Raw genomic sequence first — 16,399 nt, 5'->3', positions numbered from 1 at the left:
CGGTTGCACCGCGCGCCATGCTGCGGTCGGCACGCTGACCACCTGGTCACGACCGCCGCGGCGCACCGTGACCGGCACGCTGGCGTTGTCGCTGGCCGATAGTGCGTCGGTCAGCTCGCCCACCTTGCGCACCGGCACGCCGTCCACGCGCAGGACCTGGTCGCCGGCCTGCACGCCGAAGCGGCTGGCCGGCGACGCGGCGGTAACGCTCACCACGCCCTGCCCGGACTCCAGGGTCAGGCGCGCGCCATCCTGGCGCCAGTCCATGCGCGATGACTCGGTCTGGGTGCTTTCGGCGCAGGCGGTGGTGCTGATCAGCAGCAGGGCAGCCAGCGTGATGCGGATGGGCGAAACGGTCATGTCAGGCGCTCCGGGTGGCGACGGCCGGCGGTACCGCGGCGGCGCGGTGGGCCGGCCCGAACACGGCGATCTGGCCCAGCAGCCACAGTAGCACTGCACCAATGGGCAGGTAGGTGATCGGCATGCGCGGCAGCTCGTACGCCCCCATCAGCCACAGGTTGATCGAGTACGCCAGCAGCATGCCCAGTACGATGCCTACCGTGGCCAGCAGGAAATTCTCGGTCTGGAAGTAGCGCAGGATCTGGCCACGCGTGGCGCCCAGCGCACGGCGGATGCCGATCTGCTTGGTGCGCTGCTGTACCCAGAAGCTGGCCAGGCCGACGATGCCCAGTGCGGTCACCACCAGCAGCGCGACGCACACGGTGATCAGCAGCCCCACCATCGCCCGGTCGTTCTGGAAGTACTTTGCACGCTGTTCCTGGTAGGTGAGCTTGCCGCGCACCATGCGGTTGGTGTCCACCTTCTCCAGCGCGGCCACGGCGGCGTTGAGCACTTCCTGGCGACGCGTGGGGTCGGTGACCCGGATCAGGTACAGGCCCATGTCGTAGTTGATCCGCACCGGCAGCATCATCGAGTAGCCGGTATCGGCCTCCACCGTCACCGGCCGCGCCAGTTCCTTCACCACGCCCACGATGCGCAGCGGCATGCGGCCGGTATAGATGGTCTTGCCCACGGCCTGGCCATCCGGGAATAGGTTGTTGGCAGCCTTGCTGGTGAGGATCACGGCCGAGCCGCGCTGCTCCACCGTGGCGTCCTTCTCCACGTCTTCCAGGTTGGCGTACTCGTCGCCCTGGAAGTCGCGGCCGGCCACCAGCTGCAGGCCCATGGTGTCCAGCGTGCCTTCACTGGCGAAGTACTGCGCGGCGTTGAAGTTCGGCCGTTCCTGGTCGGGAATCAGCGACAGGCTGGTGTTCCACGAATTGCGCCGGAACGGCAGCTGGTTGATCGCCACCGCATTCTTGACCCCGGGAAGGGCACGCAGCGCGGCCAGGTCTTCGCGGGTGCGTGCGGTGGCGTTGACCTGGGCGCCGATGCCGCCCAGGCGGACTTCCAGCAGCTCCTGCTCGGCGATGCCGCTGGGCTGGTTGATCTTCTCCAGACGCTGGCCGATCAGGAACAGCGCGTTGCAGACGATCGCGCAGGTGAGCGCGATTTCCAGCACGATGAGGGCGGCGGCGGTCTTGTGCCGGCGCAGCGTGGTCAGGATGGGACGGATATCCATGATGTGCTCCGGATCCTTACTGCGATTTGAGTTGGATGGCGGGCGTGACCTGCATGGCGCGCAGCGCCGGCAGGAAACCGGCCAGCAGGCTGGCGGCCAGGGTCAGGCCGAAGGTGAGCAGCAGCATCTTGCCGTCGAGTACGGCCAGCTTGGCGTAGTCCACCGGCTGCTGGCGCACCGCATACAGGCCGAGCAGGGCAAGCCCCAGGCCCAGCAAGCCGCCGGCCAGGCCCACGGTGCCCGCTTCCACCAGCGACTGCAGGAAGATCTGCCCGCGGCTGGCGCCCAGGGCGCGGCGCACGCCGATCTCGCCACTGCGGCGCAGGAACTTGGCCAGCAGCAGCCCCACGGTGTTGATCAGGCACACGGCCAGGAAGCCCAGTGCCAGCCACAGCTGCAGGCGCACGTCGCTGGGAACCACCTGCTTGAAATCCAGCCACTCCATCACGTTGCGCAGGCGCACGTTCGACGGGCGCTGGAAGCGGCCGGCCGCTTTCTGCTGGGCCGAGTAGTTTTCCAGGTAGGCGCGGTAGTCGGCGGCGTCGGCCGGCGAGGCCAGCTCCACCCAGTACTGCATCCACACGCACGGCGCATTGAGCGCGGTCTCCTCGCCGTTGGAGTTGTCCCAGCAGTTCATGTTGCCGTTGCGGCCGAAGTTCAGGTCCAGCGCCGTGGACACCGGCACGTAGATGTCTTCGCTGTCGCCGTAGCGGCCGGTTTCCAGGTCGTAGAAGTGCGGGTTCGGGTTCCACTGGTCGAGCACGCCGACGATGTTGAAGGTATGCCCGTCCATGCGCAGCGGGCGACCGACGCTGTTCTGGCCGCTGAACAGCTTGTCGTTCAGCGCCTTGGAGATCACTGCGACGCGGCCACGACCCTCATCCTGCTCACCCTTCCAGCCCTGGCCGTAGAGGAACGGCGTATCGAACATGGCGAAGAAGTCGGTCGAGGTGTAACGCGCGTCGGTGGTGAACGGGCGCAGCGTGCTGCCGTCCGGTTCGACGGTGACGCCGCCGCCGGTCATCAGCACCTGGCGCTTGGCCTTCTTTTCGCGCAACAGGGTTTCACCGTCGTAGCGGGTGACCTGCTCCTCCGGTTCCTCGCTCGGCTGGTAGCCGATCATCGGGCGCGGGTCGACCTGGACGTTGAACAGGCGGTCGCTCTTCTGCGGGATCGGGTCGCCGGAAAGCACGTGGAATACGGTGAGCGTGGTCATCGAGGCGCCGATGCCCAGCGCGATGGCGATCACCATCAGTGCGGTCAGCACCCGGTTGCGCCGGAAGCTGCGCAGCGCCAATCGGAAGTAGTAGGCGAACATGGGCAGGGCCTCAGTCGTTGACGGTGGCGAGGGCGACGCGCGGGGTGGCCAGCACCGGTTCGCGCACCAGGTCGGTGGCCTGGCCATCGACGATGTGCACGTTGCGCTGGGCACGCGCGGCCAGCTCCGGATCATGGGTGACCATGACGATGGTGGTGCCGGCGGCGTTGATCTCTTCCAGCAGCTCCATCACCCCGCGTGCCATCTGGCTGTCCAGGTTGCCGGTCGGTTCGTCGGCCAGCAGCAGGCGCGGGCTGCCGGCCAGGGCGCGTGCGATGGCGGCGCGCTGCTGCTGGCCGCCGGACAGTTCGGAGGGGTAGTGCTTCATGCGCGAGCCCAGTCCGACCTGCTGCAGCGCATGTTCGATGCGCTGCCTGCGCTCGGACGCGGCCATGCCGCGGTAACGCAGCGGCACGTCGACGTTGTCGAACAGGTTCAGGTCGGAGATCAGGTTGAAGCCCTGGAAGATGAAGCCGATCTTCTGGTTGCGCAGCTTGCTGCGCGCGTCATCGCCCAGCTTGCTCACGTCCTGGCCGTCGAGCAGGTAGGTGCCGCTGGTGAACGTTTCCAGCAGCCCGGCGATATTGAGGAAGGTGGTCTTGCCCGAACCGGACGGACCGGTGACGGCGACGAACTCGCCTTCGCGGACGTGCAGGTCCAGCGACCGCAGGGCATGGGTTTCCACCTGTTCGGTGCGGAACACCTTGGCGACCGAGCGCATCTCAAGCATGGCTGTATTCCTTGTATGGGTAGGGGGTTCAGTTGACGGACACGCGCTCGGCATCGCCGAACAGATCGCTGCCGGACACCACGACGCGATCGCCGGGCTGCAGGCCGGAAAGGATTTCCACTTCGCCCAGGCTGCTGACGCCCAGCCGGACCGGACGCCGCACCGCAGTGCTGCCATCCATGACGTAGGCCTGGCCGTTGCCCTGTTCCACGAACGGGCCACGCTCGACCTTGATCACGTTGCGACGGGTATCGAGCACCACGCGGGCCTGCATGCGCTGGCTCTGGCGCAGGCCCTGCGGCTGCTTGTCGGTGAAGCGGATGCGGGCGTTGACTTCGCCAGCCACCACTTCCGGGGACACCGCGCTGATCTCGCCCGGGAACGGCTGGCCGCTGCCGCTGGTGAGCTGGGCCGGGATGCCGATCGACAGGTCGCGGGCGAAGCTTTCCGGCACCTTGATCTCGATTTCGAAGCGCGACAGGTCGACCACGCCCAGGATCGGGGCATTGGCTGCCACCTGGGTGTGCTGGGTCGCCTGGACCTGGCCCACCTGGCCATCGAACGGCGCGCGCAGGGTCAGGGCATCCACCTGGCGCTGCACTTCCTCGACCACCGCGCGCTGGCGGTCGGCCAGCAGGCGCTTGTTGCGCGCGTCCAGATCCGCGCCCTGGCCCTGCAGGCGGGCGTCGGTCTGGGCGTTGGCCAGTGAAATGTCGGCCTTCTTCAGGGTGTCGTTGGCCTTGGCCAGGTCGATCTGCGGCACCGCACCGCCATCAAAGCCGCGCTGGTAGCGCTGCAGGTCACGCTCAGCAGCCTGGCGTTCGATGTTGGCCTGGTCGGTTTCCTTGCTGGCCTTGGCCCTGGCCAGGGTGGCGTCCAGCAGCGAGCGGCTGGCTTCGGCTTCCAAGCCGGCCAGGGTTGTCCGCTCCTGGGCCAGCTTGCTGCGCAGTTCCGGGCTGTCGATGACTGCCAGTTCCTGGCCCTTCTTCACCACGTCACCGGCGACCACTTTGAGGTCCACGGTACCGGCGGAGATCGCGTACAGCACCGGGCTGTTGGCGGCGATCACCTTGCCGTCGGCGGCCAGGTCGCGGACCAGGTCGCCCTGCTTGACCTCGGCGATGCGGACCCGCGCGCTGTCGAACGAGCGGCTGGCGCCGAGCCAGGCGCGGGCGGCAAAGCCGATCGCCAGCAGCACCAGCAGCGCGGCGACGCCCGGCCACAGCCAGCGCTTCCACGGCGCCGCCGTTGCCGGAGAGGAGAAGGTCTGGTCCTGTGCGGAAGTGTCGCGGATCATCGGGCTCGGTCGCGGTTGGGTTGCGATATACCAAGCACGCGTCGTGCCAACTTTATGGCGTTTAAAAACAACAGGTTGCAGTTGGGGGACGGCTGTCCGGGTGTCCGCGGACACCGCAGCGGACACTTTTGTTAAGCGGACAGGTCCGGGGCCGGAGGGCGGCCCACGCTAGAATGCGTCATCGACAGCAGGGATTCAAAACTATGTGCGGGATTGTGGGTGCGATTGCGAATCGCGATGTGGTGCCGGTACTCATCGAAGGGCTGAAGCGCCTCGAATACCGCGGCTACGACTCCTCCGGCATCGCGGTGCTGGACCAGACCCAGGTCCAGGCCGACGTGCGCCGGGTGCGCCGCACCGGGCGGGTGGCGGAAATGGAGAAGGCCGCCGCCGCCGAAGGTTTCGATGCCACGCTCGGCATCGGCCACACCCGCTGGGCGACCCACGGAGGGGTGACCGAAGCCAATGCCCACCCGCACATCAGCCATGGCGTGGCGCTGGTGCACAACGGCATCATCGAAAACCATGAAGAGCAGCGCGAAAAGCTGCGCGCGCTGGGCTACGTGTTCGAGTCGCAGACCGACACCGAAGTCATCGCCCATCTCATGCATTACCACCTGAAGGGCGGCGACAGCCTGCTGTCGGCGTTGCAGCGCACGGTCAAGGAACTGACCGGTGCCTACGCGCTGGCAGTGATGAGCCGCGCCGAGCCGGACCATTTCGTCTGCGCGCGCATGGGCTGCCCGCTGCTGGTGGGCCTGGGCGAGGGCGAGAACTTTGTTGCTTCGGACGTGTCGGCGGTGATTTCCTCCACCCGCAACGTCATCTTCCTGGAAGAGGGCGATACCGCGGATGTGCGTCGCGACGGCGTGCAGGTGTACGACGAACACAACCTGCCGGTGGACCGTGGCGTGCACCAGTCGGACGTGTCGCTGGCCTCGCTGGAGCTGGGCCCGTACCGCCACTTCATGCAGAAGGAAGTGCACGAACAGCCGCGCGCGCTGGGCGACACCATCGAAGCGGCGATCGACGCCGGTGGCTTCCCCGCCGAGCTGTTCGGCAAGAATGCCGAAGCGGTGTTGTCGGGCATCGAAGGCGTGCAGATCCTGGCCTGCGGCACCAGCTACTACGCCGGCCTCACCGCGCGTTACTGGATCGAGGCCATCGCCGGCCTGCCGTGCAGCGTGGAGATCGCCAGCGAGTACCGCTACCGCGCCGCGTATGCCAATCCCAAGCACCTGATCGTCACCATTTCCCAGTCCGGCGAAACGCTGGATACGATGGAAGCGCTGAAGTACGCCAAGTCGCTGGGGCACCTGCACACCCTGTCGATCTGCAACGTGCCGGAGAGCGCGATCCCGCGTGCCAGCGAACTGGTCTGCTACACCCGCGCCGGCGCCGAGATCGGCGTCGCCTCGACCAAGGCCTTCACCACCCAGCTGGCGGCGTTGTTCCAGCTCACCGTGGTGCTGGGCAAACTGCACGGCCGCGTCGACGCCGCGCAGGAAGCGGACTACCTGGAACAGCTGCGCTTCCTGCCGGGCAGCGTGCAGCACGCGTTGAACATGGAGCCGCAGATCGCCATCTGGGCCGAACGTTTCGCGCGCAAGAACAGTGCGCTGTTCCTGGGCCGTGGCCTGCACTATCCGATCGCCCTGGAAGGCGCGCTCAAGCTCAAGGAAATCACCTACATCCACGCCGAAGCCTACCCGGCCGGCGAGCTCAAGCACGGCCCGCTCGCGCTGGTCGACGAAGACATGCCGGTGGTGGTGATCGCGCCCAATGACAGCCTGCTGGAGAAGGTGAAGTCCAACATGCAGGAAGTGCGCGCACGCGGCGGCGAGCTGTTCGTGTTCGCCGACCAGGACAGCAACTTCGTCGAATCCGAAGGCGTGCACGTCATCCGCACGCCGCGCCACGCCGGCGTGCTCAGCCCGGTGGTGCACACCATCCCGGTGCAGCTGCTGGCGTACCACACGGCCCTGGCGCGCGGCACCGACGTGGACAAGCCGCGCAACCTGGCCAAGAGCGTGACGGTGGAGTAGCGCTGGACCCAGGTCGATCCACGGTAGGTGCCCACCGTTGGTGGGCACGCTTCAAAAAAAAGGGCGACCCGGCAGGGCCGCCCTTTGCCGTTTCTGGCGTCGGGAAAACTTTAGTCGGGTCCACCGGCGACATTCAGCGTCGGTTCTAGTCGAAGTGCCATTCTCGGGGTGTCAGCCGTTGGCTGCGTCAATCGGTCCCACCACGCAAGGCGTGTGGCTTTAGTCAGTCTGCAACAGGAACAAGAATGAACGTTCGCGAACTTCTGCAATCCAAGAAAGACGCTGTTGTCACCATCGATGTCGAAGACACCATCGGCGCCGCCGCCCACAAGATGAGCGCGCACAAGATCGCCGCGCTGGTGGTGATGAAGGACGGTGTGCCGGTCCGGATCATTTCCGAGAAGGACATCGTGCGCAGCCTGGCCGATGACGGCCCGCAGGCCGGGCGCCGGGTCATCTCCACGCTCCCGTCGGCGGGCCTGGAAGGCATTTCGCCCGATGCGACCCTGAAGCAAGCCATGGCGCTGATGACCTACTCGCGTCACCGCCACCTGATGGTGACCGAGGGCAGCACGCTGGTCGGCATTCTGAGCCTGGGTGACATCGTCAAGAACCTGCTCAGCGAGCTGGAGCTGGAGAAGGCGGTGCTCCAGGACATCTACATGGCCGCGCATTGACAGCATGCCGTAGAGCGGGGCTCTGCCCCGCTCAAGGAATCAAGCGCAGCGGGGCAGAGCCCCGCTCTACGGTGGGTCGGCGAGGCGGGGCAGGGCCCCCGGGCCATCGTCTATCCGGCTTCCACGCGCTGGCGGGACTTGGCGGTGCTCTCCCTCAGCAGACGTAAGGCGGTTTGCGCCTTGATGAGTTCTGCTGGTGATAGCTGTGTCGTACCCGGCGGAAGAAACCAGCCCTTGATGCAGCCGGTGTCTCTCAAGGCAATCTGTACATGGCTATCCCTGTGAAAACCGGAATTCGGTGCGATCTCGGGGCCTTGCCGGAAGGCGCCCCGCACGGCCTGAAATTGTTCGAGCCCGGCTACGTCTTCCCGGCTTGAATGTATGAATTGGATCACTGCTCTATCCAGCCCACGCAGGAGGATCTCTTCGTCACGTGAATCCACCGGGACATTCAGTGGTAGTGACTGCCCAATGCGAAGGTAGCCTGCCTGAAAGTTCAGGTACGCATTTTCGAACTCCAGGCGGCCGGCCCTGGTGGTCATATCAAGGCATCGGTGAACGCTGAAGACGCAGCCCACGACGGCAGGTGTCGCAATGGGCCTGGCAGTCAGCCTGCGCAGCGGTTGGCTGGCCGCTGCTTCGGCGAAGGCCATCGCCCTTTCTTCATCGCCCTCGAACAGGTAGAAGCCTGGCCCAAGCCAGTCATACTGATTGCCGCTGGGCGCAGGCGACAGTCGTCCGGAAAGCAGCCCGTCCCTTACAGTGACGTCGCAGCCGTGGTAGCCGATCTGAAGATGTCCATCGTTCATCGGTAGCCGCGCTTCAGCTTTCCGGAAGCGGTCAATATGCCCGACTTGCGTATGATCGCCTCCGCCTGCTCCGGCGTCATGTCATAGATTCGGCGAATCCTTTCCTCATCGCTCAAGGTGAGCAGGTCCGCCGCAGTCATCCGGACACGTCTGCTTTCGACCCTTTGCGCAGCGAATGACTGCGGACTGGATTTTGAAGTAGCCATGGACGCAGCATACCTTCGCGCAGCGTGGTACCTCCCCAGCGCTTCATCAGCCTGCGGAGGATGAGCATGTCAAAAAAGGGAAGGACCCTGAAAAAACGCACAGAAAGCGTGCTTCAATCATTCCAGCAGCGTTGCGCATTCGCCCCTGCCCATTGTCGCGAACGGCAATCTCGTGTGTTTCGACCTACCTACGTTATGTCGCCGGATGGGTTGGTCGAAACGTGATCTGAAAGGTTCGCCAAGTCGCCGAGCAACAGGCGATAGGCATCCCCCTGCGCTTGCCCCGCGGCCTGCCGCAGCACCCATGACGGGTGGACCGTAGCGAAACCGCGCGTGCCGTCCTCCAGGGTGTGCCATTGGCCACGGTCGCGCCCGAGTTGGAAGCCGCTGCCAAACACGGCCCGTGCCGCGCTGGCACCCAGGCACACGATCACTTTCGGACGCACCTGTTCAATCTCTGACAGCAACCACGGCCGGCAGGCGTTGATGTGGGTGACCTGCGGTTTGGAATGGATGCGTTTCTTGCCGCGGCGCTCGTAGCGGAAGTGCTTTACTGCATTGGTCATGTACAACGTCCTGCGGTCGATGCCCAGCTCCTGCAGTGCACGGTTCAGCAGTTGCCCCGCCGGGCCGACAAACGGATGTCCACTCAGGTCTTCGCTGTCGCCCGGCTGTTCGCCGACCAGCATCACCTGCGCATCCTGCGGGCCCTCGCCGAACACGGTCTGCGTGGCCGGCTCCCAGAGCGGGCATCGGCGGCAGCCGGCGGCCGCTGTACGTAGCGCGTCGAGTGAATCGCCGGCGGCGGTGGCCGGGCCGCGCACCGGGATCTGCTGCTCGGGAATCCGCCGCTGCGGCGCCTGCGCTTCGCGGTCGTGCATTTCCTGCACGCGGTCGCCCGCGTCACGCACCAGCGTCGGCAGCAGGCTCGCCTCCGGCAGGTGCTTCCAGTACCTGGCCGGCATCTCCTGCTGCATCATCCGCGTGTTGAGGCGGGCAGGATTGAAGATGTTCGCGTAGTAGGTCCGCCACAGGTCCTCGCGGGCATCTTCCACCGGCGCGTCCGCCTGCTTGCTGCCGGGGCCGAACGCCAGCACCTGCCCGTCCCAGCGCGCACTGCGGTAGGGGGTCAGGATCGCCCAGCGCATGCCGGCGAAGCGGCGCGCGAAAAACGGCGCGACCCGCTCCACGATGTAGTGGTCGGGCTCGAACCAGGCGATGAAAGCATCATCCTCGCCCGGCACTTCGCGGAAGCGCACGAAGGCTTTCATCTTGTGGCTGTCGCGGCGCACCGCTTGGGCCAGGGCCATCGCACGCAGCACGTCCGGATCGGCCGGGTTGGTGAGCAGGCTGCGCTCGCCGTGCGTGATCCGCCAGAGCATGCGGTACAGCAGCGAGTGCCGCTGCGGATCGCGGTGGCACAGGCAGGTGGCGGCCAGTTCGAGGAACGCCTTCGGCACCGCAATGGCGGTCGCTTCAACGTCAGGCGCGGACAGGCTGGCCAGCGCGGGCGCGTCCAGCAGCGACCCTTCGCCATCCTGCAGCCAGTCCAGCTGCTCCGGCGCGACGCGGTGCTGCAGCGCCCGCCGCGCGGCCTCGCGCCAGGACTGCACCGACCACGACGGGTCCAGCCGCACACTCCAACGGGTCATGCGGCGGCGTCGGGGAACAGCGAGGCCTGGCGCGGTGGCGGTGCCAGCCGCGCGCGCAGCGCGCTGGGGTCATCCAATGCGCGACGCGGGTGATGGTCGGCCAGCTGCACGAACGGCAGCAGCTTGCTCATCGGCGCGCGCAGGCGGGCCACGTCGGCCACGCGCAGGCGGCCATGGCGGCGTGCCATCAGCACGCGTTTGACATTGCGCACGCCCAGCCCGGGCACACGCAACAGCATTTCCTTCGAGGCCACGTTGAGGTCGACCGGGAAGCGTTCGGGGTGGCGGATCGCCCAGGCCAGCTTCGGGTCGATGTCCAGGTCGAGCATGCCGTTCTGCGTGGTATCGGTGATTTCATCCACGCCATAGCCGTAGAAGCGCAGCAGCCAATCGGCCTGGTACAGCCGATGTTCGCGCGCCAGCGGCGGTGCCTGCACCGGCAGCAGGCGGCTGGCGTCGGGGATCGGGCTGAAGGCGGAGTAGTACACCCGGCGCATGCGGTAATTGCCGTACAGGTTGTCGGCGGCGCCCAGGATCTGCTGGTCGCTGGCGCCGTCGGCGCCGACGATCATCTGGGTGCTTTGCCCGGCCGGCGCGAAGCGCGGTGCGCGGGCGCGGCCGGCCCGTTTGGCAGGCGCGGCAGGGGCGGGTGCAGCCACCGTGGTGGGGCTGGCCTCGCTGGCGACCTTGGCTTCCTTGGCCTCCTCGATCCGCCAGCGCAGCTCGCCCATCGCGCCGCGGATGGACGGCAGGGATTTCTCCGGAGCGAAACTGGACAGGCCTTCTTCGGTGGGCAGCTCGATGTTGATCGACAGGCGGTCGGCATGGCGCCCGGCGGCGGCCAGCAGTTCCGGCGAGGCCTCGGGAATGGTCTTGAGGTGGATGTAGCCGGAGAAGCGATGGTCTTCGCGCAGCTGTCGCGCCACTTCCACCATCTGCTCCATGGTGTAGTCGGCATTGCGGATGATGCCGCTGGAGAGGAACAGGCCTTCGATGTAATTGCGCTTGTAGAAGTCCATGGTCAGCGCGACTACTTCGGCCACGCTGAAGCGCGCGCGCGGCACGTTGCTGGAGACGCGGTTCACGCAGTACGCGCAGTCGTAGATGCAGAAGTTGGTCAGCAGGATCTTGAGCAGCGAGACGCAGCGGCCATCGGGCGTGTAGCTGTGGCAGATGCCGACGCCTTCGGTGCTGCCGATGCCGCCGGAGGTACGCGAATCGCGCTTGCCCGCACCGCTGGAGGCGCAGGAGGCGTCGTATTTGGCGGCATCGGCCAGGATCGCCAGCTTGCGGATGGTTTCCATGCGCGCACGGTAGGGGGGGGCAATCTCATGTTGTGAGATTGGGGTGGGGGGTGGCTGAAGGGTTCAGGGACGGTGGGGCAGCCACGCAGGGCGTGGCTCTACGGGTTCTCTGGCGGTGGGGTAGCAGCCACGCAGGGCGTGGCTCTACGTGATGGGGGGCGCAACCACGAAGGGGGTAGCGATACGGATGACGGACGACCCTTTGCGCTCAGCGTTCGAAGGTGACCTTTACCGAGTCGGCGCTGTAGTCGGCCGGGCCGTGGTAAACGACCTCAATGTTGTTGCCGTCCGGATCGATGGCGAAGGCGGCGTAGTAGCCTGGGTGATAGGGGCGCTCGCCCGGCGCGCCGTTGTCCCTGCCGCCGGCGGCAAGGGCGGCCGTGTGGAAGGCGTCTACGGTGGCGCGGTCGCGGGCCTGGAACGCCAGGTGATGCCGGCCGGTCAGTTCACCTGCGGCGGCGTCGCTGGTGGCGGTGGAGATGAACAGCTCGTCGGCCCAGAAGTAATCATCGCCTTCGCCGGCGATCGGGATGCCGAGGGTGTCGAACACCGCCTGGTAGAAGCGGCGGCTGGCAGGCAGGTCGCGCACGATCAGTTGCAGGTGGTCGATCAGTCGACCGCGATGCAGTTCCATGGTGTCCATGCGGTGTCCTTCGGCTGGGAAGGAGCGCAGGTATACCACCGGCGGGATTCAGGGGGCGTGGTGGTCGGGTTACGACCAACGGTCGTAACCTACCGCTTCACGCATGGATGGCGGGGTGCAGCACCGGCCTCGGGCAGGCCGGGTAGGCCACGACCGTTGGTCGTGGCCCGACCAGCCGATCAGGCCAGCGGAGTATTGGAAATGATCTCCACCCAGTAGCCGTCCGGGTCCTTGATGAAGGCCAGATGCTTCATGCGGCCGTCTTCCAGGCGCTTCTGGTAGGGCACCTGCAGCTCGTCGAAGCGCTTGCAGGCGGCGTGGATGTCCGGCACGGACACGCAGATGTGGCCAAAGCCGCGCGGGTCCCGGTTGCCGTCGTGGTACACCGGGCCGTCCTGCTTCTCGGTGCCATGGTTGTGGGTCAGTTCCAGCACGCCCGGCAGGCCGGCCATCCAGAGGCGGCGCGCGCTGTCTTCTTCAGGCACTTGGGTGCCGGCCGGCAGCAGGGCCAGGAAATACAGGCTGAACTCGGCTTCGGGGAAATCGCGCTGGTCGAGCAGGCGGAAGCCGAGCACGCGGGTATAGAAATCCAGCGACGCGGCGGCATCTTTCACCCGCAGCATGGTGTGGTTGAAAACAAAACCGGTGGTTTCGGCCGGCGGCTGGGCGGCCACGCCGGGCTGGGACTGCAGGGACGCAAGGCTCATGGGGGATCCTGTGGAGGGCCGCGCAACGCGGCTGGCCGTTCATTTTAGCGGGGCGGCGGCAAGGCGACGTAGAATGCTGCATCTTCCAGGCCCGTCCTCGACATGTCTCAGCGTGAATGGGTGGCCGCCGCCATCCGCAAGATCGAAGCCGATTTCAACCGCTCGGCCGACACCCACCTGATTCCGATGGACCTGCCGGGGCACCCGGGCATCGAGCTGTACTTCAAGGATGAATCCAGCCATCCGACCGGCAGCCTGAAGCACCGCCTGGCGCGTTCGCTGTTCCTGTATGCGCTGGCCAATGGCTGGCTGCGCGAGGGGCGCCCGGTGATCGAGGCCTCCAGCGGGTCCACCGCCGTATCCGAGGCGTACTTTGCCCGCCTGCTGGGGCTGCCGTTCATCGCGGTGATGCCGGCCAGCACCTCGCCGGAAAAGATCGCCGCGATCGAATTCCACGGCGGCCGCTGCCACCTGGTCGAGCGCGCCTGCGGCCTCAATGGCGCGTCGGAACGGCTGGCGCAGGAAACCGGCGGCCATTTCATGGACCAGTTCACTTACGCCGAGCGTGCCACCGACTGGCGCGCCAACAACAACATCGCCGAATCCATCTTCAAGCAGATGGCGGAAGAGCCGCACCCGATACCGGAATGGATCGTGTGCAGCCCCGGCACCGGCGGCACCGCTGCCACCCTAGGCCGCTATGTCAGCTACCGCCGGCATGACACCCGCATCCTGTGCGCGGACCCGGAAGTGTCGGTGTTCTTCGATGGCTATCGTGCGGCCCTGGCCGGCGAGCCATGGCGCGAGCTGACCTGCAACGGCGGCTCGCGGGTGGAAGGCATCGGCCGACCACGGGTGGAATCCAGTTTCATTCCCACCAGCGTCGATGCGATGGTGAAGGTGCCCGACGCGCTCAGCCTGGCTGCGATGCGCCATGTCAGCCGGCAGCTGGGGCGCCGCGTGGGCGGTTCCACCGGGACCAACTTCATCGGCGTGCTGCACGCGGCCGAGCGCATGCGCGCGGCGGGGCGCGGCGGTTCGATCGTGACCATCCTGTGCGACAGCGGCGAGCGTTACGCGCACAGCTATTACAACCCTGACTGGTATCCGCGGCAGGGCATCGACGTGGACCAGGCCGACGCGGTGATCGCCAGGGCCGTGGCCGGGCAGGGCCTGCCCGAGCTGCCCAGCGCTGCGCTGGAAGCCCTGTACTGAGCCAGGCTGGCGGGTGAACCGCCACGAACCCGTGGCGGCCAGGCCTTGTGACCGGCCGGACCCAGTGCCATATGGTGAGGGAACGCCGCGCACGCGGCCCCGTTGCCTGGAGATGCCTGTGACCCCCGCCAACCCCCTGCTCGATTTTTCCGGCCTGCCCCGTTTCGATGCGATCCAGCCCGCGCATGTCGGTCCGGCCATCGATACCCTGCTGGCCGAGGCGGAAGCGGCGGTGAAGGCGGCCGAGACCGTGCAGCCGGTCAGCTGGGCCACGTTCGTCGAACCGCTCGACGATGCCACCGAGCGCCTGTGGCGCGCATGGGGCCAGGTCGGCCACCTGCAGGCGGTGGTCAACACCCCGGAGCTGCGCGAGGCCTATAACAGCAACCTGCCCAAGGTGACCCGGTTCGGCAGTGCCCTGGGCCAGAACCTGGCGTTGTTCCAGCAGTACCGCGCGCTCGCGGCAAGCCCGGAAGCGGCGCAGTACGACCCGGCCCGGCGCAAGGTGCTGGACAACGCACTGCGCGATTTCCGCCTCGGCGGTGCCGAACTGGATGACGCCGGCAAGGCCCGCTACAGCGCGATCCGCGAAGAACTCTCGGCGCTGTCGGCGACGTTCTCGCAGAACGTGCTCGATGCCACCGACGCCTGGTCGCTGCACGTGGAAGACCGCAGCGAGCTGGCAGGCCTGCCCGAAGACGTGGTGGCCGCCGCCCGCGCCACCGCCGAAAAGGCCGAGCTGCCGGGCTGGAAGCTTACCCTGCAGATGCCGTGCTACCTGCCGGTACAGACCTACGCCGAACATCGCCCGCTGCGCGAGGCGCTGTACCGCGCCAACGCGCTGCGCGCCTCCGAATTGGGCGACGCGAAGCTGGACAACAGCGCGAACATCGACCGGATCCTGGCGCTGCGCGCCGAGCTGGCCGCGCTGCTGGGGTTTGCCAGCTATGCCGAATACTCCATCGCCACCAAGATGGCCGACGACGCACCGCAGGTGCTCGGCTTCCTGCGCGACCTCGCTGCGCGCGCCAAGCCGTATGCCCGGCGCGACCGTGCCGAGCTGGAGGACTTCGCCCGCGACGCGCTTGGCCTGCCGGCGCTGGAAGCCTGGGACCTGTCCTTCGCCGCGGAAAAGCTGAAGCAGGCGCGCTACAGCTATTCCGAGCAGGAAGTGAAGCAGTATTTCACCGAGCCGAAGGTGCTCGCAGGCCTGTTCGACGTCATCCACCGCCTCTACGGACTGCAGGTGCAGCCGGACCAGGCGCCGGTGTGGCACCCGGACGTGCGCTTCTTCCGCGTGGTAGACGCGCAGGGCGCGCTGGTCGGCCAGTTCTACCTGGACCTGTACGCGCGCGAAGGCAAGCGCGGCGGGGCGTGGATGGACGACTGCCGCAACCGTCGCGAGACCGCGCAGGGCGTACAGACGCCGCTGGTGTACCTGGTGTGCAATTTCGGCAAGGGCGCCGAGGGCAGGGCATCGACCTTCAGCCACAACGAAGTGACCACGCTGTTCCATGAAATGGGGCATGGCCTGCACCAGCTGCTCACCCGTATCGGCGAGCTGGGCGTGGCCGGCATCAACGGGGTGGAATGGGACGCGGTGGAGCTGCCGAGCCAGTTCATGGAGAACTTCTGCTGGGAGTGGGACCGTGTGCAGCAGATGACCTCGCACGTGGACAGTGGCGAACCGCTGCCGCGCGCGCTGTTCGACCGCATGCTGGCCGCACGTAATTTCCAGAGCGGCATGTTCACCGTGCGCCAGCTGGAATTCGCGCTGTTCGACATGCAGCTGCACAGCAGTTTCGACCCGACCCAGGACAGCGTGCTGCAGCTGCTGGAACGCGTGCGCGACGAGGTGGCGGTGAATCGCCCGCCGGAGTGGAATCGCTTCCCCCACCAGTTCAGCCACATTTTCGCGGGCGGGTACGCGGCGGGCTACTACAGCTACAAGTGGGCCGAGGTGCTCAGCGCCGATGCGTATGCGGCGTTCGAGGAAGCGCCGGAGCAGGTGGCCGAAACCGGCAGGCGCTTCCGCGATGAAGTGTTGTCGCGCGGCGGCAGCCGCAGTGCGGCGGAGAACTTCGCCGCGTTCCGCGGGCGTGCGCCGAACGTGGACGCGTTGCTGCGCCACAACGGCATGAATGGCTGACAGGTGAAACGACAGTAGCGCCGGCCGTTGGCCGGCCCTCGGGATGGCGTGGGCCGGCCAACGGC

At 66.8% G+C, this 16,399-nt stretch carries 15 protein-coding genes; 4 read left to right on the top strand and 11 right to left on the bottom strand.

Going from position 1 to position 16,399, the window contains the following annotated elements:
* The 5 genes from RWO33_RS13735 to RWO33_RS13715 form a co-directional block, all read right to left on the bottom strand.
* Positions 1-360: PDZ domain-containing protein (locus RWO33_RS13735; RefSeq protein ID WP_314105552.1), on the bottom strand; the 360-nt coding region annotated here is incomplete at its 3' end.
* A 1-nt stretch (position 361) separates the two neighbouring features.
* The gene (locus RWO33_RS13730) at positions 362-1,582 is read right to left on the bottom strand and encodes an FtsX-like permease family protein (RefSeq protein ID WP_314105550.1); all 1,221 of its coding nucleotides are present in this window, start codon (positions 1,580-1,582) and stop codon (positions 362-364) included.
* Positions 1,583-1,598: 16 nt separating this feature from the next.
* A complete protein-coding gene (locus tag RWO33_RS13725) occupies positions 1,599-2,900 on the bottom strand; it encodes an ABC transporter permease (protein WP_314105549.1) in 1,302 nt (433 codons plus the stop codon).
* Positions 2,901-2,910: 10 nt separating this feature from the next.
* Positions 2,911-3,630: an ABC transporter ATP-binding protein gene (locus RWO33_RS13720; protein ID WP_145479125.1), complete on the bottom strand. Its 720-nt coding sequence runs from the start codon at positions 3,628-3,630 to the stop codon at positions 2,911-2,913.
* 28 nt (positions 3,631-3,658) lie between these two features.
* Positions 3,659-4,927: an efflux RND transporter periplasmic adaptor subunit gene (locus tag RWO33_RS13715; protein ID WP_314105547.1), complete on the bottom strand. Its 1,269-nt coding sequence runs from the start codon at positions 4,925-4,927 to the stop codon at positions 3,659-3,661.
* A 203-nt stretch (positions 4,928-5,130) separates the two neighbouring features.
* Here RWO33_RS13715 and glmS point away from each other — a divergent pair, with 203 nt between their 5' ends.
* Both glmS and RWO33_RS13705 read left to right on the top strand, forming a co-directional pair.
* Entirely contained in the window at positions 5,131-6,972 is a 1,842-nt protein-coding gene (glmS, locus tag RWO33_RS13710) for a glutamine--fructose-6-phosphate transaminase (isomerizing) (protein ID WP_314105545.1), read from the top strand.
* Positions 6,973-7,217: 245 nt separating this feature from the next.
* Positions 7,218-7,649: a CBS domain-containing protein gene (locus RWO33_RS13705; RefSeq protein ID WP_145479128.1), complete on the top strand. Its 432-nt coding sequence runs from the start codon at positions 7,218-7,220 to the stop codon at positions 7,647-7,649.
* A gap of 110 nt (positions 7,650-7,759) precedes the next feature.
* On the opposite strand, the gene RWO33_RS13700 is transcribed toward RWO33_RS13705, so the two are convergent.
* The 6 genes from RWO33_RS13700 to gloA form a co-directional block, all read right to left on the bottom strand.
* Entirely contained in the window at positions 7,760-8,458 is a 699-nt protein-coding gene (locus tag RWO33_RS13700) for a hypothetical protein (protein ID WP_314105542.1), read from the bottom strand.
* Positions 8,455-8,664: a hypothetical protein gene (locus RWO33_RS13695; RefSeq protein ID WP_314105540.1), complete on the bottom strand. Its 210-nt coding sequence runs from the start codon at positions 8,662-8,664 to the stop codon at positions 8,455-8,457. Before RWO33_RS13695 ends, RWO33_RS13700 begins: the two co-directional genes overlap by 4 nt.
* A gap of 188 nt (positions 8,665-8,852) precedes the next feature.
* Positions 8,853-10,316: a UdgX family uracil-DNA binding protein gene (locus RWO33_RS13690; protein ID WP_314105538.1), complete on the bottom strand. Its 1,464-nt coding sequence runs from the start codon at positions 10,314-10,316 to the stop codon at positions 8,853-8,855.
* Positions 10,313-11,620, bottom strand: a complete 1,308-nt coding sequence (locus RWO33_RS13685; RefSeq protein ID WP_314105536.1) for a putative DNA modification/repair radical SAM protein — start codon at positions 11,618-11,620, stop codon at positions 10,313-10,315. Before RWO33_RS13685 ends, RWO33_RS13690 begins: the two co-directional genes overlap by 4 nt.
* 208 nt (positions 11,621-11,828) lie before the next feature.
* On the bottom strand, positions 11,829-12,263 hold the full coding sequence (locus RWO33_RS13680; RefSeq protein WP_314105534.1) for a VOC family protein: 435 nt from the start codon (positions 12,261-12,263) through the stop codon (positions 11,829-11,831).
* Between the two features lie 179 nt (positions 12,264-12,442).
* On the bottom strand, positions 12,443-12,970 hold the full coding sequence (gene gloA / locus RWO33_RS13675; protein ID WP_314105532.1) for a lactoylglutathione lyase: 528 nt from the start codon (positions 12,968-12,970) through the stop codon (positions 12,443-12,445).
* Positions 12,971-13,072: 102 nt separating this feature from the next.
* Here gloA and RWO33_RS13670 point away from each other — a divergent pair, with 102 nt between their 5' ends.
* Together RWO33_RS13670 and RWO33_RS13665 are read left to right on the top strand one after the other, a co-directional pair.
* The gene (locus RWO33_RS13670) at positions 13,073-14,185 is read left to right on the top strand and encodes a PLP-dependent cysteine synthase family protein (RefSeq protein WP_314105531.1); all 1,113 of its coding nucleotides are present in this window, start codon (positions 13,073-13,075) and stop codon (positions 14,183-14,185) included.
* A gap of 112 nt (positions 14,186-14,297) precedes the next feature.
* On the top strand, positions 14,298-16,334 hold the full coding sequence (locus RWO33_RS13665; RefSeq protein ID WP_314105529.1) for a M3 family metallopeptidase: 2,037 nt from the start codon (positions 14,298-14,300) through the stop codon (positions 16,332-16,334).
* Positions 16,335-16,399 lie beyond the last annotated feature (65 nt).

The sequence above is a fragment of the uncultured Stenotrophomonas sp. genome (assembly GCF_963519925.1).
GTDB lineage: Bacteria > Pseudomonadota > Gammaproteobacteria > Xanthomonadales > Xanthomonadaceae > Stenotrophomonas > Stenotrophomonas maltophilia_AE.
Note: the sequence above shows the minus strand (reverse complement) of the source record. Positions and strands in the feature narration are given on the sequence as shown.